Source organism: Variovorax trehalosi (genome assembly GCF_051216415.1).
In the GTDB taxonomy this organism is placed as follows: Bacteria; Pseudomonadota; Gammaproteobacteria; order Burkholderiales; family Burkholderiaceae_C; genus Variovorax.
In genome coordinates this window covers 513,762-536,161 of the sequence record NZ_JBPJZG010000005.1, presented here as the reverse complement: position 1 = coordinate 536,161, position 22,400 = coordinate 513,762, and the positions used below count along the sequence as shown (strand labels likewise).

Genomic DNA, 22,400 nt, shown 5'->3' with positions numbered 1-22,400 from the left:
CGCCTCCTCAGATCGGCGCCGTGCCGGACGTCGAAGGCGCCAACAGGTGGTCGATCCGGCTGTCGCCGTAGGTGCGCACCACTTCGGAGATCACCACCTTGTAGCCGTCCAGCCAGTTCGCCTGCGCCGCCTTGGCCTGCTGGTGCACCGGGTGCTGGATCAGCGCCTGCAGGCTGTCGAGCGAATCCCAGTAGTAGACGTTCGACACCAGCCCGTTGCCCGTGTTCTCCCAGGTCTCCTCGCCCAGGTAGCCGGGCAGCGTTTTCGCGGCCGCGGCGATGGTCTGGTCGAGGCGGTGGAACTCGTCGTCGAACTGCTTCTTGGCGAAGATGAAGGTGGCGGAGTACATGGCGGCCGGAATCTCCTGGAAAGCTCGCTCGAAGTGCGGGCGGGCGCCGATTCTGCGGCATTCGCCCACAAGAACAGGCCACTGCGCACCCCGCGAACGCAGGAGAATGCCCCATGGCCATCCAGTACGACATCACGCACACCACCATCTACCGCTACAACAAGCCGGTCACCTTCGGTTTGCACCGGGTGATGTTCCGGCCCCGCGACAGCCACGACCTGCGCGTGCTCGCCACCGACCTGCAGGTGAGCCCCCAGGCCTTCACGCGGCTGATTCAGGACCCGCATTCCAATTCCGTCGCGCTGGTGCAGCCGATGGGCGAAGCCACCGAGCTGCGCATCGTGTGCTCCTTCACCATCGAGCACGTGCCCGCGCAGCAGGACCAGCTCGCACTCGACCCGGCCGCCGAATTCCTGCCCTTCGCCTACTCGGTGCAGGAGCGCCTGGACCTGGAGCACTACCTGCGGCCACACCACGAAGACGACGCCAGCGGCACGCTGATCCGCTGGGCCCACCAGTTCCTGCACAACGACAAGCCCAACAACACGCGCGAGGTGCTCACCCGCATGAACGCGCACATCGGCCAGAGCCTCGAATACAAGGCGCGCGACGAGGAAGGCACGCAGACGCCGCTGGCCACGCTCGCACTGGGCAGCGGCAGTTGCCGCGACTACGCGCTGCTGATGATGGAAGCCGCGCGGCGCCTGGGCATTGCCACCCGCTTCGTCTCAGGCTACCTCTATGACGCCGCGCTGGACCGCGCGGCCCAATCGCCCGGCGAATCGATGACCGGCGCCGGCACCACGCACGCCTGGCTGCAGGCGTACCTGCCCGGCATCGGCTGGCTGGCGTTCGACCCGACCAACAACCTGATGGGCAGCGGGCAGCTCATTCGCGTGGGCGTCACGCGCGACCCGGCGCAGGCCGCGCCGATCTCGGGTAGCTGGTATGGCGATGCCGAGGCCTACGAAGGCCTGGACGCCACGGTGGTGGTCACCCGCCGCAAGGGCTGATCTCTCCCCGGGGTTCTGTGCCGGTGTCGCACAGGAGATAGCAGCTACGGGAAAGCCCGGGCCGATGCGCCCGGCAACGCCCCTACGCTGCGCCGCCGGTCCAGCGAAATAGCACGGTCGTTCTCCATGGCCGTCCGGGCAGCGCTGCGCCGGTGATCTTCCCAACCAAGAACCCATAAGAACGGAGAGAGACAACCCATGCATTCCGCGCGCCTGACACTCCTTGCCCTTGCCACCAGCCTTGCCGTCGCATCCTGCGGCGGTGGTGGCGGTGGAAACGGTTTTGCCTTCACGCCGTTGCCGCCGGCTCCTGCACCTGCGCCACCAGCGCCACCGCCGCCGCCAGCCCCCGAAGAAACGCGTGTGCAGGACACCCGCAATTCCTTCGCGCCGACGGACCCCGCGGCCACCACCTTCGCGGCACTCGCCAGCGACGCCAGCGACACGGTCGACAACACCACCACCAGCCGCTGGGCCGGCATGCTGGGCGGCGCCCAGTACCACGTCGAAGTGCCGGCCAATTGGAACGGCAAGCTCGTGATGTACGCGCACGGCTATGCAGGCGAAACCAACGTGTTGTCGGTGAACAATCCGTCGATCCGCCGCTACCTGATCCAGAACGGCTACGCCTGGGCTGCATCGAGCTACAGCAAGAACTTCTACGACGTGCGCGTGGGGGTGGAAGACACCAACGCGCTGGCGCTGGAGTTCAACAAGATCGCCAAGGCCAACGGCCGCGAGCTGGCTGCGCCGACGAAGACCTACATCACCGGCCATTCGATGGGCGGCCACATCACCGCGGCGGCCATCGAGGACGAGGCCTTCGCTACCGCCAACCACAAGGTGAAGTACAACGGTGCGGTGCCGATGTGCGGCGTGGTCGGTGACACGGAACTGTTCGACTACTTCGCCGGCGCACAGGTCACGGCGCAAGCGCTGGCGGGCCTTCCGAAATACCCGACGCCGAACTGGTCGGACATCTCTGCGCAGGTCACTGCCACGTTGTTCACCACCTTCCCTTCCGCGCCCACGGCCACGGGCTTGAAATTCGCCTCGGTGGTGAGGAACCTGACCGGCGGCGACCGCCCGATGTTCGATCTCGGCCTGGCCGCCGGCGGTTCCTTCGCTGCGGTGTGGGGCGTGTTCGGCAGCGACGGCACGGTCAACGGCATCCTGAACAGGAACACGCTGGACACCAACCGCTTCACCTACACGATCGACGGCGACGTACCGGGTTCGACGGCGCTGAACGGTTCGGTGATCAAGCTCACCGCGGCCACCGACGCCAACCGCCTGCGCACCGACGGGCTGCGCTGGATTCCCAAGGCCAACGGCGAGTTCAAGATCCCGGTCGTCACGCTGCACACGCTGGGCGACCTTTACGTGCCCTTCAGCATGGAACAGATCTACAACAAGCGCGTGGCAGCCAAGGGCAACAGCGGCTGGCTGGTACAGCGCGCGGTTCGCGGGATCACGCATTGCGACTTCACCATCGCCGAACAGGTCGAGGCCTTCGACGCCATGATCAAGTGGGAGCGCGACGGCGTGAAGCCGGCGGGCGACGACGTGGTCACGGCCGCGACGGTGGCGGCGCCCACCTACGGGTGCACGTTCACGCGGCCGCTGAGCGCACTGGATGAAAGCGGCACGAGCAAGCTGACGCGTCCGAACGCCGCGCTGGCACGCCCCTGCCCACCCTGAGCGACGAGCGAGTGATCAGCGCGCGGGCTGCACCGCCGCCCGCGCCGCCGCAAGCTTCGCTTCCAGCTCCGCGACGAGCGCCCTCGCCTCGTCGCCTTCCGGAATATCCCGGCCGCTGTCGCGCCATGCGACAGCGCTCTTGAATCCTTCCGCCTCCGCCTGCCGGCGAAACCACATCCCCTCCGGGTTGTGCCGCGTGATGCCGTCGAACACGGTTGCGAACATCTGCGTCTGCTCCAGCCCCATCGAATGCCACACCTGGTTGACGACCAGCTTGTGCATCATCAGATGCGAGCGCGGCACGCCCGCGATGCGCTGCGCGAGCTTCAGCGTGGCGTCGTCGAGCTGCTCGGCGGGCATCGAGAAATTCGCGAGGCCCCATTCGGCCGCCTGCGTGCCCGGGATGGTGTCGCCGGTGAACATCAGTTGCTTCGCGCGCATCGCGCCGAGCCTGTAGGTCCACATCGCAGTGGTCGGGCAGCCCCACACGCGCGTGGGCATGTAGCCGATGCGTGCGTCGTCGGCCATGGTCAGCAGGTCGCAGCACAGCGCGATGTCGCTGCCGCCGGCCACCGCGTAGCCGTGCACCTTGGCGATGGTGGGCTTGCGGCAGCGCCACAGGGCCATGAAGTCGTCGGTGTTGCGCTTCATGGCGGCGTAGTCGAGCATCGGGTCCCAGGGCGTCTTCTCCTGCCTGCAAGGGTGGTCGCCCTCGCCCTCACGGCCGTGACCCTCGGCGTAGTCGCCGAGGTCGTAGCCGGCGCAGAACGCGCGGCCCGCGCCTTCGACCACGATGACGTGCACCTCGTCGTCCGCTTCGGCCCACTCGACCGCTTGGCGGATTTCCGATGGCGTGGTGTCGCCGATGGCATTGAGCTTCTCGGGGCGGTTGAGCACGAGGCGCGCGATGCGCGGATGCTGCGGGTCCTTGTCGATCAGGACGGTCTTGAAGGCGGGCATGGTCTTGTGTCTCCTGGGGTTGGGTCGCACTGCTCTTGTAGCATCGCCCCCGGGCCAACCGGCACAGGCAAATCACGGGGGAGCAGCACACGATGACCGCGACATTCAAGATTTCCGAAGACGACTACGTCGATGCCATGCGGCTCTATGGCCGGTTTCCGCGCCTGGCGCGATGGGTGACGATCGCGATCACCGCCGCGCTGCTGTTGACGGCGATCTTCGGTTCGCGACAATTCCAGTCGAGTGCCTTGGGCGGCCTCGTCGGCGGCACGGTGCTGCTGCTGGCCATTCGCTACCTGTTCGTGCCGATGGGCGCACGCCGCCACTACCGCAAGTACAAGGCGATCCAGGACGAGTTCTCGGTCGAGCTGCTGGACGACGCGCTGCGCATTCGCGCCCCCGCATGGCGAGAGCCGGCTCATCTGGGCGAACGTGCTCAAGTGGCGCCAGGACGACCGCTTCGTGCTGCTCTACCTGATGCCACGGCTCTTTCACGTGCTGCCCAAGTCGGTGGCCTCGCAAGGCTTCGATGTGGCCGCGCTAGTCGAGCGGCTGAACCGCCACGTCGGCCCGGAGACCTGAAGCGCTTCAGGCGCCCTGCGCGCCGCCCAGCTGAAAGCGGAACACCGCCCCCTTGCCCGCCTGCGGCACCAGCCGGATGTCGCTGCCGTGCAGTTGCAGGATGCGCTGCACGATCACCAGCCCCAACCCGCCGCTGCCCGAACCGTCGCTGCGCGCACCGCTCATGAACACGGGCCGCACGAAAAGCCCCTTCTGCAACTCGCCCGGAATGCCCGGTCCCGTGTCGCTCACCTGCACCACCACGCCGGCGTTCGCGGGCCGCAATTGCACCTCGATCTCGCCGCCGGGCGGCGTGTGGCGGATGGCGTTGTCCAGCAGGTTAGTCAGCACGCGCTCGATCATCCCGAGGTCGGCCGACACCACCGGCAGGCCCGGCGCGATGTCGGGCTTGAGCTGCTGGTGGCGCGCCTCGGCCGCGAGCTCGAATTTCTGGAACACGTCCTGCACCAGGTCGGCGAGTGCGAAGTTTTCCTTCTCGGGCTTGACCACGCCGTATTCGAGCCGTGCCAATTCGAACAGCTCCTGCGCCAGCCGGCCGACCTTGCGGCTCTGGCCGAGCGCGATCTCCAGGTAGCGCCGGCGCTCTTCGTCGCTGAGCGTGCCGGCTTTGAGCAACAGCGTTTCGAGATACCCGTGCAGCGACGTGAGCGGCGTGCGCAGGTCGTGCGAGATGTTGGCGAAAAGCTCGCGGCGCTGCTGGTCCTGCAGCGTGAGCTCGCGCCATTGCTCGGCGATGCGGCGCGTCATCTGCGTGAAGGCCTGGCCCAGCAAGGCGATCTCGTCGGTGCCGTGCGAGAGCCGCTCCAGCGTGGGCGTTTCGCTTTCGAGCGAGGCGATGCCCTCGGTCTCGAAGCGCTTGACCGCCTTCGTCAGCTCGCGCAGCGGCCGAGTGATGAGCCGGAACGCTGCCAGCCCCGCGATCAGCCCGAGCAGTGCGACCAGCGCCATCGACCAGAGCGTGGTGCGCAGCACGTTATCGGTCGCGACGTTGGCCGCGAGCGCGTCGTAGTCCTCGCCCTGCAGCACCACGTACACATAGCCTGCATCGCGACCGCCCATCTTCAGCGGCGCGGCGCTGAACACCTTGGCCGCATCGGCACTGCGCGGGTCGTCGCCCAGGATGGGCAGCGGCGCGCCCGACAGCAGCTTGCGGATCGGCTCCAGCGCGACGCGCTCGCGCTTCATGTGGCCGGGCGGCGCGGCCTGCGCCTCGATGCGGCCGTCGAGGCCCAGCAGGTAGACCTCGACGCTGGGGTTCACTGCCATCAGCTTGTCGAACAGGTCCTTCACCGCGGCCTGATTGAGGCCGCCGGGCTGCATCAGTTCGGAGTTCTCGGCGATGTGCGCGGCGAGCCCGCCCGACAGGCGCTGCACCACCTCCTGCTCATGCAGCCCGCTCGAGCGCATCTGCAACCAGGCCGAGGCGCCATAGCAGGCCAGCAGCAGCACCGCGAACACCATCGAGAGACGGCGAGAAAGCGTGGCCCAAGCCATCATGCGGCGCCCTCTTCGCCAGCGTCCGCCGGCGAGAGCTTGTAGCCCCGTCCCCACACGGTGAGGATGCGCCGCGGCTCGGCCGGATCGGCCTCGACCTTGGTGCGCAGCCGATTGATGTGCGTATTGACCGTGTGCTCATACCCGTCGTGCTGGTAGCCCCACACCTGGTTGAGCAGATCGAGCCGCGAGAACACCTTGCCGGGGTTGCGCGCAAAGAAGTACAGCAGGTCGAACTCGCGCGGCGTGAGCTCGATGAGCTTGCCGTCCACGCGCACCTCGCGCGCCAGCGGCTCGATGTCGAGGTTGCCCAGCGTGAGGCTGCCCGACTCCATGCGGGCATTGCGCGCCAGCGCGTCGGTGCGCCGCATAAGCGCCTTCACCCGCGCGACCAGCTCCAGCACCGAGAAGGGCTTGGCCAGGTAGTCGTCGGCACCCAGCTCCAGCCCGAGGATGCGGTGCACTTCGCTCGAGCGGGCGCTGATGATGATGATCGGCGTGTAGCGCGCCATGGCTCGTGCGCGGCGGCAGATCTCGAGGCCGTCGACGCCGGGCAGCATCAGGTCGAGCACCAGCGCGTCCCAGTTGCCGCGCTCCAGCTCGCGCAGGCCCGTATGGCCGTCGGCGGCGTGTTCGATCGCATAGCCCTCGTCGTGCAGGTGCATGCGCAGCAGTTCGGCGATGTGGGCGTCGTCCTCGACGATCAGCACGCGTTTGGGGGTGTCCATGCCCGCGATTGTCCTGCGATACGGATTCCCGAGTTATCACGATTAATTGAACTTTGCGTGATGAATCGGCCATGGGGTGCGTCCAAGAATCCACCCCATGAACAGCACCGCCCTCGCAAGCATTGCACCCGATGCCCGCCCCATCCACCCACTGTGGATGCGCATCACGCACTGGCTCAACGCCCTGGCGGTGCTCGTGCTGGTGACCAGCGGCTGGCGCATCTACAACGCGGCGCCGTTCTTCGCGTTCAGCTTTCCGAACGGGATCACGCTCGGCGGCTGGCTCGGCGGCGCGCTGCAGTGGCACTTCGCGGCGATGTGGCTGCTGGTGTTCAACGGGTTCGTGTACCTGGCGATCAACATCGCGAGCGGACGGTTGGCCCACAAGTTCTTCCCCGTCACGCCGGCCGGCATCTGGCACGACGCGCTGGCCGCACTCAAGGGCAAGCTCTCGCATGCCGACCCGCGCCGCTACAACAGCGTGCAGCGGCTGGCCTACCTGTTCGTGATGCTCGATATCGTGGTGATCGTGCTCTCGGGCCTGGTGCTGTGGAAGTCGGTGCAGTTCGCCGTGCTGCGCGACCTGTTGGGCGGCTACGAATTTGCGCGCCGCATCCACTTCTTCGGCATGGCGTCGCTCGTTGCTTTCGTCGCCTTGCACCTGGTGATGGTGGCGCTGGTGCCCCGCACCCTTCTCACCATGATCCGCGGCCGCGCGCCCAAAGCCTGACATGAGAATCTTCAAAGCCCCCAAGATGACCGGCGTCGACGGCGATGCCGTGGTGCGCGAGGCCCGCACGCTGATCGCGAAGAACCTGGACCAGCCTGCGCGCCGTGCCTTCCTGCAGCGCTCGCTCACGCTGGGCGGCCTCTCGCTGCTCACGGGATGCAGCATCAGCGACGACAGCCATGTGGAAGCCGCGCTCTCGAAGATCTCGCGCTTCAACGACAAGGTGCAGGGCCTGATCTTCAGCCCCACGCAACTGGCCGAGACGTACCCGGAGTCGATGATCACGCGGCCGTTTCCGTTCAACGCCTACTACGGCGAAGACGATATCCGCGAAGTGGACGAGGCCACCTACAAGCTCGAAGTGACCGGCATGGTTGCCGACAAGCGCAGCTGGACGCTCCCGGAGCTGCGCGCCATGCCGCAGCACGACCAGGTGACGCGGCACATCTGCGTGGAGGGCTGGAGCGCCATCGGCAAGTGGGGCGGCGTGCGCTTTGCCGATTTTCTTCGCCACATCGGCGCGGACACGACCGCCAAATACGTCGGCTTCAAGTGCGCCGACGACTACTACACCAGCATCGACATGCCCACCGCGCTGCACCCGCAGACGCTGCTGGCGCTGACCTACGACGGCGAAACGCTGCCGCCGAAGTACGGCTTCCCGATGAAGCTGCGGATGCCGACCAAGCTTGGCTACAAGAACCCCAAGCACATCAAGGCGATGTTCGTCACCAACACCTACACAGGTGGCTACTGGGAAGACCAGGGCTACAACTGGTTCGGAGGGAGCTGAGGCGTCTTCACGACGCCTGAACTGCCGATGAAAAGCGCGAAAGCAAAAAACCTCAACTCAACTCAAGGACTTCCAATGAACAAGCTCACCGCAACCCTGCTCGCAACCTGCATGGCTTTTGCCGGCGCCTCGGCCTTTGCCGCGGACTCCATGGCGAAAGACAGCATGGCCAAGGATTCGATGGCCAAGGACGGCATGAAGAAGGACTCGATGGCGAAAGACTCCATGTCGAAAGACGGGATGAAGAAGGATTCGATGGCCAAGGACTCCATGTCCAAGGACGCCATGAAGAAGGACAGCATGGGCAAGGACGAGATGAAGAAGTAAGCGGCGCGCCATTGACGGCCGGTGGATTCGGCGGCAATGTCGCCGCCATCGGCTTGATGACCGAAACCTCCTTCAAGGACTACACATGAAATCCCTCGCACTCACCGCTGGCGCACTGGCTGCCGCCGCCTTGGTCTGGTATGCCGTGCCCTCGTTCGCCGAGCCGGCCAAACGCGTGCCCGCCCCCACCGCCGACCTGGTCGCCCCGGCCACCGCGAAAACCGAAACCGCCGTGTTCGCCGGCGGCTGCTTCTGGGGCGTGCAGGGCGTGTTCCAGCGTGTCAAGGGCGTGAGCAACGCGGTGTCGGGCTATTCCGGCGGCGATGCGAAGACCGCGCGCTACGACGAAGTGGGCTCGGGCCGAACCGGCCATGCCGAATCAGTACGCATCACCTACGACCCCCAGCAGATCAGCTACGGCAAGCTGCTGCAGATCTATTTCTCGGTGGCGCACGACCCGACCGAGCTGAATCGCCAGGGCCCCGACACCGGCACGCAATACCGCTCCACCGTGTTCGCCGAAAACGCCGAGCAGGCCCGCATCGCGAAGGAATACATCGCGCAGCTGAACCAGGCCAAGACCTTCGGCAAGCCGCTCGCGACCACCATCGAGATGGCCAAGCCCTTCTACGCGGCCGAGGACTACCACCAGGACTACCTGACGCTCAACCCGAGCCAGCCTTACATCGCGATCAACGACATGCCCAAGATCGACGACCTGAAGAAGCTGTTCCCGGAGAGCTACAAGGCCACGCCGTCGTTGGTGCGTGCGGCGAAGGCGAGTTGATCAGAGCAGCTTCGCGCGCTTCGCCTGTTCGGTGAGTTCCGCCCGGAAATCCGGGTGGGCAATCGCGATGAGCTCCAGCGCACGCTGCCTGGCCGACTTGCCCCGCAGCTGCGCCACGCCGTATTCGGTGACCACGTAGTTGATGTCGTTCTTGCTCGTGCTCACATGGGTGCCGGGCGAGAGCGAGGGCACGATGCGCGAGATGGTGTCGCCCTTCGCGGTCGAAGGCAGCACGATGAAGGCCTTGCCGCCACGCGAGCGATTGGCGGCGCGCACGAAGTCCGACTGCCCGCCTGTGCCCGAGTAAGGTGCGTGGCCCAGGCTCTCCGAGCCGCATTGCCCCAGCAGGTCGATCTGCATCGTCGCGTTGATCGCGATGAGGTTGTCGTTGAGCCCGGCGAGCGCCGGGTCGTTGGTGAAGTTCACCGGATGCATTTCCAGCGACGGGTTGCGGTCCATGAAGCGATAGAGCTTGGCCGACCCGAGCGCGAAGGTGGCGATCGACTTGCCCGGCAGGTAGTTCTTGCGACGATTGGTGACGGCGCCGCTCTCCACCAGCGTCAAGATGCCGTCGCCGATCATCTCGGTGTGAATGCCCAGATCGTGCTTGTGCGTGAGCTGCATCACCACTGCGTCGGGAATGCCGCCGTAGCCGATCTGCAACGTGGAGCCGTCGTCGATCAGGTCAGCCACATGCTTGCCGATGGCTTCCTGCACGGGGCCGATCTTGGGCAAGCCGACCTCCATGACCGGCGCGTCGCTTTCGACGAACGCCGCGACCTGCGAGATGTGAACGTGGCAGTTGCCATGGGCGAAGGGCACGTTCGGATTCACCTCCAGCACCACCGCGCGCGCCTTCGCGATGGCCGCCATTGTGTAGTCGGCGCCCAGGCTCACGGCGAAGTAGCCGTGCGCGTCCATCGGCGAGGCCATGCTGAAGACCACCTCGGCGGGGATCTGCCCGCGCTCGATCTGCGCAGGAATCTCCGAGAAGTAGTTGGGGATGAAATCGATCCAGCCCTCCTGCCCGCCCGCGCGCGTGGCGCCACCGAAGAACAGCGCGACGTGGCGTACATGGTCCACCGTCTCGGGGTCGATGTAGGCGTACTTGCGCATCGCGAGGATCTGCGCGACCTTGACGTCACGGAAATCGCGGCGTTGCTCGGACAACGCAGTGAGCAACGACGGCGGCTCGCCGACGCCGGTCGGCACGATGATGAGATCGCCATTGCGCACGAGGCGAACGGCGTCGGCGGCGGAGACGCGCTTCTGCGCGTACTGGTCCTGGACAGTCATTCGTGCTTTCTGTTCATCGCGGCGCATCGGCCTGCGCGTCATAGGCGCCGCTGCGCGCAACCTTGTTGCAGCTTGTACGGAACACGAGCGCCTTCTGCGCCTCTGCGACGTTGGCGGCCTGGCCCTTCCAGAGGTCGAGTGCCGGCTGCTGCACCGCACGCGAGAACGAGAAGGTCAGTGCCCAGGGCATGCGCGACTTGAACTTCAGGTTCATCGCGTTGAGCCGCGCGGACGCCAGTTGCGCCGATTGCCCGCCCGAGAGAAACGCCACGCCCGGCACCGCGGCAGGTACCGTGCGCAGCAGGCAAGTCACCGTGGCCTCAGCCACCGCATCGACGCTGTCCTGCGATTGGCTGGTTTGCCCCGGCAGCACCATGTTCGGCTTGAGCAGCATGCCTTCGAGCAGCACGCCCTGCGCGTTCAGTTGAACGAACACTTCGCGCAGGACCGCTTCGGTCACCTCCGCGCATCGCGCCAGCGAATGGCCGCCGTCCATCAGCACCTCGGGCTCGACGATGGGCACCACGCCTGCCTCCTGGCACAGCGCCGCATAGCGTGCGAGCGCATGGGCATTGACATCGATGCAGGCCCGCGTGGGCAGGCCGTCGCCGATGGCGATCACGCCGCGCCATTTGGCGAAACGGGCGCCCATGCCGACGTACTCCGCGAGCCGCTCGCGCAGGCCATCGAGGCCCTCGGTGACGGTCTCGCCCGGCTGGCCGGGCAGCGCCTTCGCGCCCGTATCGACCTTGATGCCGGGGATGATTCCTGCATCGGCCAACGCCTTGGCGAACGGCTTTCCGGCGTTGGTTGTCTGGCGGATGGTTTCGTCGAACAGGATCGCGCCGCTGATGCTGTCGGCGAGGCCGGGCGCGGTGACGATCAGTTCGCGCCAGTCGCGCCGCGCGCTCTCGGTCTGCGGGATGTTGAGCGCCGCGAAGCGCTTGTTGCAGGTGGCGTTGCTCTCGTCCATCGCGAGCAGGCCCTTGTCGCCGGCGACCAGCGCCTGTGCGGTATCGATCAATGTCTGTGCAGTCATTGGGGCACCTTTCTGGCGGGCATGGTACGCCCCTGCCCCCTCTGCTAGGGCCTGTTCACACTATGCAAGGGGTCGCGAAGCTCGCCACAGCCCGCCCATCAAGGCGCGTGACGCCGTGCGTGCGTCCGCACGCACAAGGAACGCAACGCCGAGGGGCGGGCTGTGGCGAGCTTCCCTACGGGTTGCTTCGCAAAGGGGCTGTCTGCGGCGTTGCCCGCACTTGCAAGGCACGAGCCTTGCTGCGCGCGGGCGCCTTGCAGCCAGCCCCTTTGCGAAGCAACGCGACCCCTTGCATAGTGTGAACAGGCCCTAGATCACGTTCTTTTCGAGCAAGGGCTTGTTGTCGAGGATGCGCGCGAACGAAACCGGCGAGAGGTCGAGGCTGCGGTATTCGCCGAAGCGGATCAGCTCCGCGATGCCGCGCCCCGCCGCCGGGCATTGCTGCAGGCCGTGGCCCGAGAAGCCGTTGGCGAAGAACAGGTTCTCGCAGTCCGGGTGCAGGCCGAGGATCGCGTTGTGGTCGAACACGTTCATCTCGTAGTAGCCGGCCCAGGCGCCGGTCATGCGGATGGCTTCGAAGGCGGGGATTCGCTCGGCGAGCGCGGGCCAGATGAGTTCGTCGAACGCGCCGTACTCGACATCGAGCGGGACGTCGTCGTGGTCCTGGTCTTCGGGCGGCGCAAAGCCGCAGATGAACTGGCGGCCCTCGGGGCGCAGCCAGATGCCGGAGGTGTCGATGACCAGCGGGCAGCCCGGCAAGGTCTCGGGGCACGAGAAGCTGAACACGCTGCGGCGCCGGCCGCGCACCGGCAGGTCGATACCAGCCCACTCGGCCACCTTCGCGGCCCAGGCGCCGGCGGCGTTGACGACGATGTCGGCCTCGAGCTTGTCGCCGGTGTCGAGCTGCACACCGGTCACGGCACGGCCTTCGCGACGCAGGCCCGTGGCATGCGCCTGCACATAGCGCGCGCCCTGCGATGCGGCCTTCTTGCGAAAGGCCTGCAGCAAGCTGTAGCCGTCGTACCAGCCCTCGCCCGAGAGGCCCAGCGATGCGAGCTCGACGCCCTCGGTCGATATCCACGGGAAGCGCGCCTTCAGTTCGTCGGGCGTCATCAACGCGACATCCACCGCATGCGCCTTCTGCATCGCGTGGTTCTCGCGCAGAACATCGACGCCTGCCGGCGAGGCCAGGTACAGGTAGCCGGGCTCGACGAGGCCGATGTCCGGCACATCGTCGCCGACGCGCAAGGTCTCGCCCAGATGCCGGAAGAAGTCGATGCCGTAGAGCGACATCTCGATGTTGATGGCGGTGGAGAACTGCTGACGGATCGAACTGGCCGACAGCGCCGACGAGGCCTGCTTGTACGAGAAGTCGCGCTCGACCACCGTGACCTCGAAGGGTTCCGCCTCCGGGTCCTTGGTCAGGAAGTACGCGATGGCCGAGCCGATGGCCCCGCCGCCGATGATCACCACTCGACGCATGAATGCTCTCTTCCTTGCTTGCCGTTCATCGTTGCTGTTGATGCGTGTACGCCAGTTGCGCTGCCGCCAGATCCCACAGCGCATGGCCCACGGTCTTGATCAGCACAGGCCGGTCTTGCGTTGCCGGCTTCGCGTTTGCGAAGGCCTGCACGGCGGACCAGTCGATGCCCGCCTGGATCAGGTCGCCCGCCTCGGCGCGCGCACCCTCCAGCGTATCCACAAACACGGCGCAGCGGCGCACGAGATCGGGCGGTACTTCGGCCATGTCGGCGCGGTAGGCGCCGACGGCGATGACGGTGGCTTCCGGCCGCACATGTGATGGAACTACCGGGCTCGACGAGTTGGTGGTGGCGAGGATCACGTCGGATTCTTCGGAAACCTGCGCCGGATCATCGATCGCGCTGGCATCCACGCCAAGCGTTCGCATGTGCTGCGCCAGTTGTTCGGCATGGGCTTGCGTGCGCGCATGAATCCACAGCTGGCGCACGCCTGCGACTTCCGCAAATGCCTCCGCATGCGAACGCGCCTGCACGCCCGCGCCGATCAGCAGCATGCGGCCGCCAATCTTGCGCCCTGCCCTTGCCGCGCCGGCCAGTGACAGCGCCGCGGTGCGGCGGGCCGTCAGCACATTGCCATCCATCGCGAGGAGCCGGGTGCCCGTGACGGCGTCCATCAGCGTCACCTCGCCCTGCACCACCGGCAACCCGAGGCCGGCGTTGCCGGCATGCACGGTCACGGTCTTGAGCGCCGCGAAGCGCGGGTCGGCTGCCGGCATCAGCAGCAGTACGCCGCCGCCCGCAAGCGGCACCGAGGTCCGGGTCGCGGCACGCGCCTCGCCCCGGCGCTCTCGCTCGAACATCTGCAGCAGCGCCTCGACCAGCGCCCCGTAAGGCAGCGCCGCCGCCGTTTCCGCCGCGTTCAGCGTCCGCATGCGTGCGTTCAGGAGCCGGCCACCCGGACGCGCTTGCCGTCCTTGTAGGTGAAGACGGTGAAGTCCGGCTTCTGCAGGTTGCCCTTGGCATCGAAGCTGATGGCACCGGTGACGCCGTCGAACTTCACCTTGCGCATCGCCGGGAGGTACGCCTCGGGCTCGACCGAATTGGCCGCGCGCATGCCGGCGGCGAGCGCCATCATCGCGTCGTAGAGGTACGGCGCATAGGTCAGCACCTCGACGCCGAAGCGGGCCTTGTAGCGCTGCTCGAACTCGGCGCCCTTGCTGGTCTTCTCGATCTCCTTGCCGCCGCGCGTGCAGTACAGCAGGTCGTCGACCGCGCCGCCGCTGATCTTGGCGACCTCGTTGGTGCACAGGCCATCGGTGCCGAGCAGCTTGGCCGTGATGCCCAGCTGCTTCATCTGCCGCGCGATCAGGCCGCCCTGCGCGTCCATGCCGCCGTAGAACACCACGTCGGGCTGCTTGGCCTTGATGCTGGTGAGGATGGCCATGAAGTCGGTGGCCTTGTCGCTGCCGAACTCCTGCGCGACGATGGTGCCGCCCAGTCCCTTCACGCCGCGGGTGAACACCTCGGCGGCGCCCTGGCCGTAGGCGGTGCGGTCATCGATCACCGCGATCTTCTTGGCCTTTAAATCCTTCACCGTGAAGTCGGCAATGGCCGTGCCCACGTCGTCGTCGCTCGCCAGGATGCGGAAGACGTTGCTGTAGCCCTGCTTGGTGAAGGTCGGGTTGGTGGCGGTCGATACGTCGGGCAGGCCCGCACGGCTGTAGACGGCCGAGGCCGGAATGGCGGCGCCCGAGTTGAAGTGGCCCAGCATGCCCTTCACGCCCATGTCGGCCAGCTTGTTGGCCACCACCATGGCCTGCTTCGGGTCGGCCTGGTCGTCCTCGGACTGGAGCACGAACTTGATCTTCTTGCCGCCGATGACGAGGCCCTGCTTGTTGAGGTCTTCGACCGCGAGCCGCGCGCCGTTGTCGTTGTCCTTGCCCCAATGCGCTGCACCGCCGGTGAGCGGGCCGGCGTGGCCGATGGTGACGGTCTGCTCGGCCTGCGCGAGCGCGGCGGTGGGCAGACCAAGGACGGAAGCCAGTGCAATGCACAGAACAGTGGTCCGGGCAGTGCGACGGGTGCGCAGAACAATCATCGGAAGTCTCCTCATATCGTTGGCAGGGGTCGAGACGCAGAATAGGATCGCGGCGGCATGCGGAACAAACGCTAAATGCGCACAACGTTGTGCAGCGCCGGAAGGAACGAGGCAACGAGAGCCCGGGCACGGCAGGTGCTTGCGGCAGCAGGACAGAAGAGACAACAGGCATTCGATGAGAAAAGACATTCCCAACCTGGGCGCGCTGCAGGCCTTCGAGGCCTCGGCGCGGCTCGGGAGCTTCACCCGCGCGGCCGCCGAGCTTGCGCTGACGCAGAGCGCGGTCGGGCGGCAGGTGGCGATGCTGGAGCAGCGGCTCGGCGTGCCCCTGTTCTCGCGCGTGCGCAGGCGCCTGACGCTCACCGACGTGGGGCGCGAATACGCGGCGCGCATCCGCCGGCACCTCGACCAGATCCGCCGCGACACGCTGGAGATCAGCGCGGGCCACGACATGGGCTTCGTGCTGGAGCTGGCCGTGGTGCCGACCTTCGCGACGCAGTGGCTGATTCCTCGGCTGCCCGATTTCAGCCGGCTGCATCCGAACATCACGGTCAATCTGTCGGCGCGCTCGCAACCCTTCTCCTTCCAGGAAAACGCCTACGACGCCGCCATCTATTTCGGCGACCAGTTCTGGCCCAACACGCGCGGCGGACTGATCTTTGCAGAAGGCGAGATGGTGCCGATCTGCAGCCCCGCGTTTCGCGATGCCAACGACCCGTGGGACGAGGCAGGCTTCGAGCGCTGCCGGCATGTGCACCTGAGCACGCGCGCGCATGCCTGGCGCGACTGGTATGCGCAGCAGGGTTGGGACTACACGGTGCACGCCTCGCGCGGCCCTCGCTACGAGCTTTTCACGATGGTGGTTGCGGCGACCGCGGCCGGCATGGGCGTCGGCCTTGCGCCGCGCATCCTCATCGAGCATGAACTGCGCACCGGCGAACTGGTGATACCCGTGGACCGGCACCTCGACGTGCCGCAGGGCTATTACTTCGCCTACCCCGAAGGCCGTCCGGCCTCCGGGGCGCTGGAGCACTTCAAGCAGTGGGTGCTCGGGCTCACGCCGGGGTAGACCGGGTCAGACCGGATTCGGGTTGCGCTCCAGGAACCCCTGCTGGTGCCAGTAAGGATAGGTCCGCGTCACCGCGCTGGCCGCATCGAGTTCGGCGACCTGCGCGGGCGTGAGGTTCCAGCCCACGGCGCCAAGGTTCTGGCGCAACTGCGTTTCGTCGCGCGCACCGACGACCACGCTCGACACCGTCGGCCGTTGCAGGAGCCAGTTGAGCGCGACCTGCGGCACGGTCTTGCCGATTTCTCCCGCGACCTTCTCCAGCGCATCGACCACGCGGTACAGCAGCTCGTCGGCCACCGGCGGGCCCATGTCGGCCGTCACATGCAGGCGGCTGTTGGCGGGCAGCGGCTGGCCGCGGCGGATCTTGCCCGTGAGCCGGCCCCAGCCCAGCGGGCTCCAGACCACGGCGCCCACGCCCTGGTCTTGCGCGAGCGGCATCAGCTCCCACTCGTATTCGCGCCCGATCAGCGAGTAGTACGCCTGGTGCGCCACGTAGCGCGAATAGCCGTAGCGCTCCGACACCGCCAGCGACTTCATCAAATGCCAGCCCGAGAAGTTCGAGGCGCCCACATAGCGCAGCTTGCCCGCGCGCACGAGGTCGTCGAGCGTGGACACGGTTTCCTCGACGGGCGTGCTCGCATCGAAGCCGTGGAGCTGGAAGAGATCGATGTAATCGGTACCCAGTCGCTTGAGCGCGCTGTCGACCGCCTGCACGAGGTGATGGCGCGACGACCCCACTTCGTTTGCACCCGGACCGCTGCGGAAGGTGGCCTTGGTCGAAATGATGAGCTTGTCGCGCGGCCGGCCCTTGATGGCCTCGCCGAGCACCGATTCGGCGGCGCCGTCGGAGTAGATGTCGGCGCTGTCGAACATGTTGACGCCCGCGTCGATGCAGATATCGATGAGCTTGCGCGCCTCGGCCACGTCGGTGCTGCCCCAGGCGCTGAAGAACTCGCCCTTGCCGCCGAAGGTGCCGGTGCCAAAACTCAACACGGGGACCTTGAGGCCCGATTTGCCCAGATGACGGTATTCCAAAGTGCTACTCCTTCGAAGAATGAAGCGGTGGGCCGACCGGCCTGCCGTTGGGCCATTGTTGGCCGGGGCGTTGAACCCCTTCGCGAGTCGGGCTTTGTGGGGTCGCTCGGTAACATCGGCCGCATGCAGATCGCCATTGAAAACCCCAATCAACCCGACGTCATCCAGCTCATCGACGACCTCGATGCGTACCAGAAGCCGCTCTATCCGCCGGAGAGCCACTACGGCATCGACATCGCGGCGCTGTCCGCACCGAACGTGCTGTTCGCCGTGGCGCGCGACGAGGCAGGCACTGCGGTCGGTTGCGGGGCCATCGTCATGGAGCCCGGGTACGGCGAACTCAAGCGGATGTACGTGCGGCCGGAGAACCGCGGGCAAGGCGTGGCGGCCAAGGTGCTGGCTTTTCTCGAAGGTGAAGCGATGGCCAGGGGCTGCGCGATGTTCAGGCTGGAGACGGGCGTGAGCCAGCCCGAGGCGCTGTCGTTCTATGCGCGCTCGGGGTATGCGCGACGCGAACGGTTCGGGCGTTATCCGGAAGACCCGCTGAGTGTTTTCATGCAGAAGGATGCCGCCTGACGCCGAGGGCGCGAACGGGGCGATGACTTCGGGCTCCACCTCCTCGTCGCGCCGCAGCCTTTGGGTCGGCCTTGCGTTCTGCGCCGTGCTCGCCGCGGGCGCATGGGCCGTGATCAGCGGCACCGTCGAAGTGCCGGAGCGCCTCAATCCATGGGCACCGCTAGACGTGGCGACCGAGCCCGACTGGCTGACCGGCTTCAAGCTCGCTCGCGCCCGCCGCGATCCCACGCGCTGCCTCACGGCGCTGGCGCGAACGGGCATGCAATACGACCTGCTGCCCGATCGCGTGACCGGCGACGGCTGCGGCTTCGAGAATGCCGTACGGCTGCGCTCGGCCGGTGTACGCCTGGGCACATCGCCTTCACTGAGCTGCCCTATGGCGCTGTCCTTCTTCATGTGGGAGAAGCACGCGCTGCAGCCGGCCGCGAAGCAGCGCTTCGGCGAGCCCGTGGTGGCCATCGAGCATCTGGGCAGCTATGCGTGCCGCAACGTGAATCGGGGTGAAGGCGCGGTGCCGGGTGCGCCACGCAGCAGGCACGCGACGGCCGATGCATTCGACGTGGCCGGCCTGACGCTTGCCGGTGGGCAACACATCACGGTGCGGCGGGACTGGTCCGGCAACGGCGATCCGGCAGACCTGCTGCTGCGCGATGCACATCGTGGTGCATGCCGGTTCTTCGATGGCGTGCTGGGTCCCGACTACAACGCAGCGCATAGCGACCACTTTCATCTGGAGACTGGCGGCTATTCGATGTGCCGCTAGCGGCGGGCATCAGCGGGCGCTGGCGTTGTACAGCTGCGATGCTCTGTCGTGGGCTTCTCGAATAGCCTCAACGAGATTGATCTTTTCGCCGCGGCAATTCCGCAAGGTGATGCCGTATGTACCCCACTGATCCTTGTCGAATCGCACATCCGGATTGTCGGAGTCGAACCATTCACGCCGAAGGGTGACCGAGCGGTTGCAGTAGTCGAACTCCGCGGCCCCGTGCTTCACATGTGCAAAAAGCCTGCCCTCCTTGTCGAAGATGATCACTGCGGTTCCAGGCAAGCCATCGTTGGAAAGACCGACGAAGAGCGAATCGTCGGGTGCTGTGAAGAGCCTCTCAAAATAAACGCCGGGTATGCGCGCCAGCAACTCGCCTCCGCGCAAGACCTCGATGCGGTAGTCGGGGTACTTCTGGTTCTTCCGCGCGTCCAGAGTCCGACGAACCGACACGTCACCGTGGACTTCGACATCGCTCTCGACGGTCGCCGGAAAGTTCCAGGAGTCCGCGCGAGCAAACGATGGTGCGAATACAAGGACCGCAGCCATGACAAGGACTCTGGCCAGCATTGCAAGGCGCATGGCACCCAAACCAAGCCGGCACACGAAGAGAGTTCGGCCTGAGGAATTTGCTGGATGACTTTTTGATCGCATAAGACTGCGGCCTTCTTTACTGGGCAATTGGGGGGAACACATGGCGAACGCCAGGTCGCCGCGACAGGAGACGGCTCCCCCCGTCTTCACACGCATCACCCACGTGTCCGATGGCATTTTGGCAAGTCCCCACATGACCGTTTCATCATCACAGGCTTGCGGTGTCAAAGACGCATCCCCAGCCATATGACAGTCTCCGTCGACAGCGCGACCACAGGACTCAGCACGCGCGTCCAGACATGGCTCGACTGCACACGCGATGCGGATTGGTCGTGATGCAATTGCTCTTCCTCGACGATCTGCGAAATGACTCGGACAGCCGCTTCGTCCTTTCCGGCCAGTTCATGCAACTGCGCCTTCAGATGCCCGAGCACCACGCGCTCGACAGCCACGGTGGTCGCGGAAATCGCATGCCGGCCAAGAAGCCCCGTCAACAAGCCAAGTACCCAGCCGCCGATGCCGCATAGCCAATAGCTGCGGCACCGGCGAACACCTCGGCGTTGCAGTTCCGCCGCGAACAAGGCCCTGTGCCCCTCTTCGTGGGACTTGAACTCGCGCAGTTCGGGCACCAGCGAAGGCGCGGTCCATCGCGCCATGAATATCTGCGTCCTGTAGATGTTCACGGCGCCCTGCTCGCCGGCGTGATCGACCTTCAGGATTCGTGCGCCCAATGCCAAACCGCGATCAAGCGTCTTTTCCTCCGTCATCGCCTTCTCCTTCGGAATCACCCGATTCTGATGGCGCGAACCGGCGACCATTCACGACACCCCCGGGGAAACACCTAGGAGCCGAACCCGCGGCGAACGCGACCGCATGCGCCCAGAGGGAAAACCGCGCATCCACTGCTTTTCCAAACCCCTCCACCGCTGGCCCGTTATTTGCGATCTCGATCAAAAATGACAGAAAATTTTCCTTCCTGACTTATATTTGTAAACCAGTTTTCAAAAACAGCACACTTTTGGGCTCTCCCGCACCTTCATGAGCACCCCTGTCGACACCCCAGGCACCACCGTGGCCCAGCGCATTGCGCAGGCCTTGCCGCGGCTGACGCGTTCGCACCGGCAGGTGGCCGACTACGTGCTGGAGCACCCGCTGCAGGTCGCCACGCTGCCCATCGACGAGCTCGCAGCCGCCGCGGGCGTCTCCGTTGCCACGGCCAACCGGTTCGCCCGCGCGCTGGACTTCGACGGCTACGCCACCTTCCGCGCCGAGCTCGTGCGCGGCTTCGAGTCGCTGGTGGCGCCGGTGGAGCGGCTGCGCGGCAATCTCGAACACCCGACCACGGTGGCCGAGGTGTTCGCTACTGCGCTCGACGAGAGCCGCCGCAACATCGAAGCCACGCGCCAGACGCTGGACTACGCCGCTTGCGAGGCCGCGGTGGAGCGCATCGGCAAGGCGCGCTCGGTCTACATCGCGGGCTTCGGCGCGAGCGGCTGGCTCGCGGGCCTGCTGCAGCACGGGCTGGACAGCAGCTGCCCCGACGTGCGCCTGCTGCCGGGCGTGAGCGGCGTCACGCACGCGGCCCGTGCGCTGATGCACGCGAGCCCGAAGGACGTGTTCATCGGTCTCACCTTTCCGCGCTACCTGACCGACACCGTGATGCTCGCGCAGATCGCACGCGAACAAGGCTGCAGCGTGATCGCGCTCACCGACCGGCCAACCTCGCCGATGGCGCCGCTGGCCGACGTGGCGCTCTACTGCCAGACAGAAACCAACTACCGCCCGAATTGCGAGACCAGCGTGCTCGCGCTGGTCGAGGCGCTGACCAGCGCCGTCGCGCTGCGGGCGCCCGACCCGGTGCAGTCCGCCCGCCGCACGCTGCAGGTGCTGCGGCCCTGGCTGCACGGCGCGAACGGGCTGCCGCGCATCGACGGCAACGCCGCGCGCACCGCCAACACATCCGGCGCCACAGCCCTGAATGGCGCGGCCAGGAAAAAGAAGAAAGCTCCCCGATGAAGAACACCACGCCCGTCATCGCCATTCACGGCGGTGCCGGCACCATCAGCGCCGCCACGACCAGCACCGCGCAGGCACAGGCGTACCACGACGCGCTGCAGAACATCGTGCGCGCCGCGCAAGCCGCGCTGCTCAAGGGCGCGTCCGCGCTCGACGCCACCTGCCTCGCGGTCGAACTGCTCGAAGAGTGCCCGCTCTTCAACGCGGGGCACGGCGCCGTCTTCACGCACGAAGAAACCCACGAACTCGATGCCGCCGTGATGGACGGCGCCACGCTCGCCGCCGGCGCCATCGCCGGCGTGTGCCACGTCCGCCGCCCGGTGCGCGCCGCACGTGCCGTGCTCGAAGACGGCGCGCACGTGCTGCTGGCCGGCGTGGGCGCCGAAGCCTTCGCTCGCGATCACGGGCTCGAAATGGTCGAGCCCTTTTTCTTCTCGACCGAGGCGCGCCGCCAGCAGCTCTACCGCGTGCGCGACACCGGCCGCGTGGTCACCGACCACGAAGGCGCGGCGATGACACCACCGCTCGACGAAGACAAGAAGTTCGGCACCGTCGGCGCGGTCGCGCTCGACATGCACGGCCACCTCGCCGCCGCCACCTCGACCGGCGGCATGACCAACAAGCGCGTGGGCCGCATCGGCGATTCGCCGCTCATCGGTTCCGGCACCTACGCCGACGACCGCACGGCCGCCATCTCCTGCACCGGCAGCGGCGAAATGTTCATCCGCGTCGCGGCCGCCCACGACATCTGCGCGCGCATGGCCTACGGCGGCGCGACGCTCGAAGCAGCCACGCACGCGGTCGTGCACCAGTCGCTGCCCGCTATCGGCGGCACCGGCGGGCTGATCGCCGTCGACCGCCACGGCAACCTGAGCCTCGCCTTCAACACCGAAGGCATGTACCGCGGCCACGCGCGCGGCGACGAAGCGCCCGTCACTGCCATCTTCGCCTGACGCGCACGTCCTCTTT

The 22,400-nt window shown here is 66.6% G+C and carries 25 protein-coding genes; 12 read left to right on the top strand and 13 right to left on the bottom strand.

The annotated features are described in order from the left end of the window. Positions 1-7 precede the first annotated feature (7 nt). Positions 8-349: an antibiotic biosynthesis monooxygenase family protein gene (locus tag ACSFA7_RS21380; protein WP_435501224.1), complete on the bottom strand. Its 342-nt coding sequence runs from the start codon at positions 347-349 to the stop codon at positions 8-10. Between the two features lie 113 nt (positions 350-462). On the opposite strand from ACSFA7_RS21380, the gene ACSFA7_RS21375 reads away from it, so the two are divergent. Then, complete coding sequence (locus tag ACSFA7_RS21375; protein ID WP_435501223.1) at positions 463-1,362, top strand: transglutaminase family protein; 900 nt, start codon at positions 463-465, stop codon at positions 1,360-1,362. A 198-nt stretch (positions 1,363-1,560) separates the two neighbouring features. After that, entirely contained in the window at positions 1,561-3,063 is a 1,503-nt protein-coding gene (locus ACSFA7_RS21370) for an alpha/beta hydrolase family protein (RefSeq protein WP_435501222.1), read from the top strand. 15 nt (positions 3,064-3,078) lie between these two features. Here ACSFA7_RS21370 and ACSFA7_RS21365 read toward each other — a convergent pair whose 3' ends face one another. Beyond that, entirely contained in the window at positions 3,079-4,023 is a 945-nt protein-coding gene (locus ACSFA7_RS21365; protein WP_435501221.1) for a crotonase/enoyl-CoA hydratase family protein, read from the bottom strand. Positions 4,024-4,168: 145 nt separating this feature from the next. Continuing rightward, positions 4,169-4,312: a hypothetical protein gene (locus ACSFA7_RS21360; RefSeq protein WP_435501220.1), complete on the bottom strand. Its 144-nt coding sequence runs from the start codon at positions 4,310-4,312 to the stop codon at positions 4,169-4,171. A 143-nt stretch (positions 4,313-4,455) separates the two neighbouring features. Here ACSFA7_RS21360 and ACSFA7_RS21355 point away from each other — a divergent pair, with 143 nt between their 5' ends. Then, the gene (locus ACSFA7_RS21355) at positions 4,456-4,605 is read left to right on the top strand and encodes a YcxB family protein (protein ID WP_435501219.1); all 150 of its coding nucleotides are present in this window, start codon (positions 4,456-4,458) and stop codon (positions 4,603-4,605) included. 6 nt (positions 4,606-4,611) lie between these two features. On the opposite strand, the gene ACSFA7_RS21350 is transcribed toward ACSFA7_RS21355, so the two are convergent. Further along, positions 4,612-6,102 carry a sensor histidine kinase gene (locus ACSFA7_RS21350; protein ID WP_435501218.1) on the bottom strand — a complete coding sequence of 497 codons (1,491 nt, stop codon included), beginning with the start codon at positions 6,100-6,102 and terminating at the stop codon, positions 4,612-4,614. Beyond that, positions 6,099-6,827, bottom strand: coding sequence for a response regulator transcription factor (locus ACSFA7_RS21345; protein ID WP_435501217.1), 729 nt, complete (start codon positions 6,825-6,827; stop codon positions 6,099-6,101). Before ACSFA7_RS21345 ends, ACSFA7_RS21350 begins: the two co-directional genes overlap by 4 nt. A gap of 97 nt (positions 6,828-6,924) precedes the next feature. On the opposite strand from ACSFA7_RS21345, the gene ACSFA7_RS21340 reads away from it, so the two are divergent. From ACSFA7_RS21340 to msrA, 4 genes are all read left to right on the top strand, one after another. Further along, positions 6,925-7,557 (top strand): cytochrome b/b6 domain-containing protein, encoded by a 633-nt coding sequence (locus ACSFA7_RS21340; protein ID WP_435501216.1) that lies wholly within the window; start codon positions 6,925-6,927, stop codon positions 7,555-7,557. 1 nt (position 7,558) lies between these two features. After that, positions 7,559-8,350, top strand: a complete 792-nt coding sequence (locus tag ACSFA7_RS21335) for a molybdopterin-binding protein (protein WP_435501215.1) — start codon at positions 7,559-7,561, stop codon at positions 8,348-8,350. A gap of 75 nt (positions 8,351-8,425) precedes the next feature. Then, positions 8,426-8,677: a pentapeptide MXKDX repeat protein gene (locus tag ACSFA7_RS21330; RefSeq protein ID WP_435501214.1), complete on the top strand. Its 252-nt coding sequence runs from the start codon at positions 8,426-8,428 to the stop codon at positions 8,675-8,677. Between the two features lie 85 nt (positions 8,678-8,762). After that, a complete protein-coding gene (gene msrA / locus ACSFA7_RS21325) occupies positions 8,763-9,464 on the top strand; it encodes a peptide-methionine (S)-S-oxide reductase MsrA (protein ID WP_435501213.1) in 702 nt (233 codons plus the stop codon). Here msrA and ACSFA7_RS21320 read toward each other — a convergent pair whose 3' ends face one another. The 5 genes from ACSFA7_RS21320 to ACSFA7_RS21300 all read right to left on the bottom strand — a co-directional run bounded on the left by ACSFA7_RS21320 (position 9,465) and on the right by ACSFA7_RS21300 (position 15,378). Further along, positions 9,465-10,760, bottom strand: a complete 1,296-nt coding sequence (locus ACSFA7_RS21320) for an acetyl-CoA hydrolase/transferase family protein (protein WP_435501212.1) — start codon at positions 10,758-10,760, stop codon at positions 9,465-9,467. A 13-nt stretch (positions 10,761-10,773) separates the two neighbouring features. Then, a complete protein-coding gene (locus ACSFA7_RS21315; RefSeq protein ID WP_435501211.1) occupies positions 10,774-11,799 on the bottom strand; it encodes a class I fructose-bisphosphate aldolase in 1,026 nt (341 codons plus the stop codon). Between the two features lie 309 nt (positions 11,800-12,108). Continuing rightward, positions 12,109-13,281 (bottom strand): NAD(P)/FAD-dependent oxidoreductase, encoded by a 1,173-nt coding sequence (locus ACSFA7_RS21310; protein ID WP_435501210.1) that lies wholly within the window; start codon positions 13,279-13,281, stop codon positions 12,109-12,111. A 25-nt stretch (positions 13,282-13,306) separates the two neighbouring features. Further along, a complete protein-coding gene (locus ACSFA7_RS21305) occupies positions 13,307-14,212 on the bottom strand; it encodes a delta(1)-pyrroline-2-carboxylate reductase family protein (protein WP_435501209.1) in 906 nt (301 codons plus the stop codon). 8 nt (positions 14,213-14,220) lie between these two features. Continuing rightward, positions 14,221-15,378, bottom strand: coding sequence for a branched-chain amino acid ABC transporter substrate-binding protein (locus ACSFA7_RS21300; protein ID WP_435501208.1), 1,158 nt, complete (start codon positions 15,376-15,378; stop codon positions 14,221-14,223). 175 nt (positions 15,379-15,553) lie between these two features. Between ACSFA7_RS21300 and ACSFA7_RS21295 the strand changes: the two genes are divergently transcribed. Continuing rightward, positions 15,554-16,447: a LysR substrate-binding domain-containing protein gene (locus tag ACSFA7_RS21295; protein WP_435501207.1), complete on the top strand. Its 894-nt coding sequence runs from the start codon at positions 15,554-15,556 to the stop codon at positions 16,445-16,447. Positions 16,448-16,453: 6 nt separating this feature from the next. Here the strand turns inward: ACSFA7_RS21295 and ACSFA7_RS21290 are convergent, their stop codons facing one another. Then, the gene (locus ACSFA7_RS21290) at positions 16,454-17,482 is read right to left on the bottom strand and encodes an aldo/keto reductase (RefSeq protein ID WP_435501206.1); all 1,029 of its coding nucleotides are present in this window, start codon (positions 17,480-17,482) and stop codon (positions 16,454-16,456) included. A 123-nt stretch (positions 17,483-17,605) separates the two neighbouring features. Between ACSFA7_RS21290 and ACSFA7_RS21285 the strand changes: the two genes are divergently transcribed. Both ACSFA7_RS21285 and ACSFA7_RS21280 read left to right on the top strand, forming a co-directional pair. Continuing rightward, positions 17,606-18,058 (top strand): GNAT family N-acetyltransferase, encoded by a 453-nt coding sequence (locus ACSFA7_RS21285; RefSeq protein WP_435501205.1) that lies wholly within the window; start codon positions 17,606-17,608, stop codon positions 18,056-18,058. A 22-nt stretch (positions 18,059-18,080) separates the two neighbouring features. Next, positions 18,081-18,821, top strand: a complete 741-nt coding sequence (locus ACSFA7_RS21280) for an extensin-like domain-containing protein (RefSeq protein ID WP_435501204.1) — start codon at positions 18,081-18,083, stop codon at positions 18,819-18,821. Positions 18,822-18,830: 9 nt separating this feature from the next. Here ACSFA7_RS21280 and ACSFA7_RS21275 read toward each other — a convergent pair whose 3' ends face one another. Together ACSFA7_RS21275 and ACSFA7_RS21270 are read right to left on the bottom strand one after the other, a co-directional pair. Beyond that, positions 18,831-19,370 (bottom strand): hypothetical protein, encoded by a 540-nt coding sequence (locus ACSFA7_RS21275; RefSeq protein WP_435501203.1) that lies wholly within the window; start codon positions 19,368-19,370, stop codon positions 18,831-18,833. A gap of 269 nt (positions 19,371-19,639) precedes the next feature. Then, entirely contained in the window at positions 19,640-20,233 is a 594-nt protein-coding gene (locus tag ACSFA7_RS21270) for a demethoxyubiquinone hydroxylase family protein (RefSeq protein WP_435501202.1), read from the bottom strand. 220 nt (positions 20,234-20,453) lie between these two features. On the opposite strand from ACSFA7_RS21270, the gene ACSFA7_RS21265 reads away from it, so the two are divergent. Both ACSFA7_RS21265 and ACSFA7_RS21260 read left to right on the top strand, forming a co-directional pair. Beyond that, complete coding sequence (locus tag ACSFA7_RS21265) at positions 20,454-21,431, top strand: MurR/RpiR family transcriptional regulator (protein ID WP_435501201.1); 978 nt, start codon at positions 20,454-20,456, stop codon at positions 21,429-21,431. Continuing rightward, entirely contained in the window at positions 21,428-22,384 is a 957-nt protein-coding gene (locus ACSFA7_RS21260) for an isoaspartyl peptidase/L-asparaginase family protein (protein WP_435501200.1), read from the top strand. The genes ACSFA7_RS21265 and ACSFA7_RS21260 overlap by 4 nt, the downstream gene beginning before the upstream one ends. The last annotated feature ends 16 nt before the right edge of the window (positions 22,385-22,400 follow it).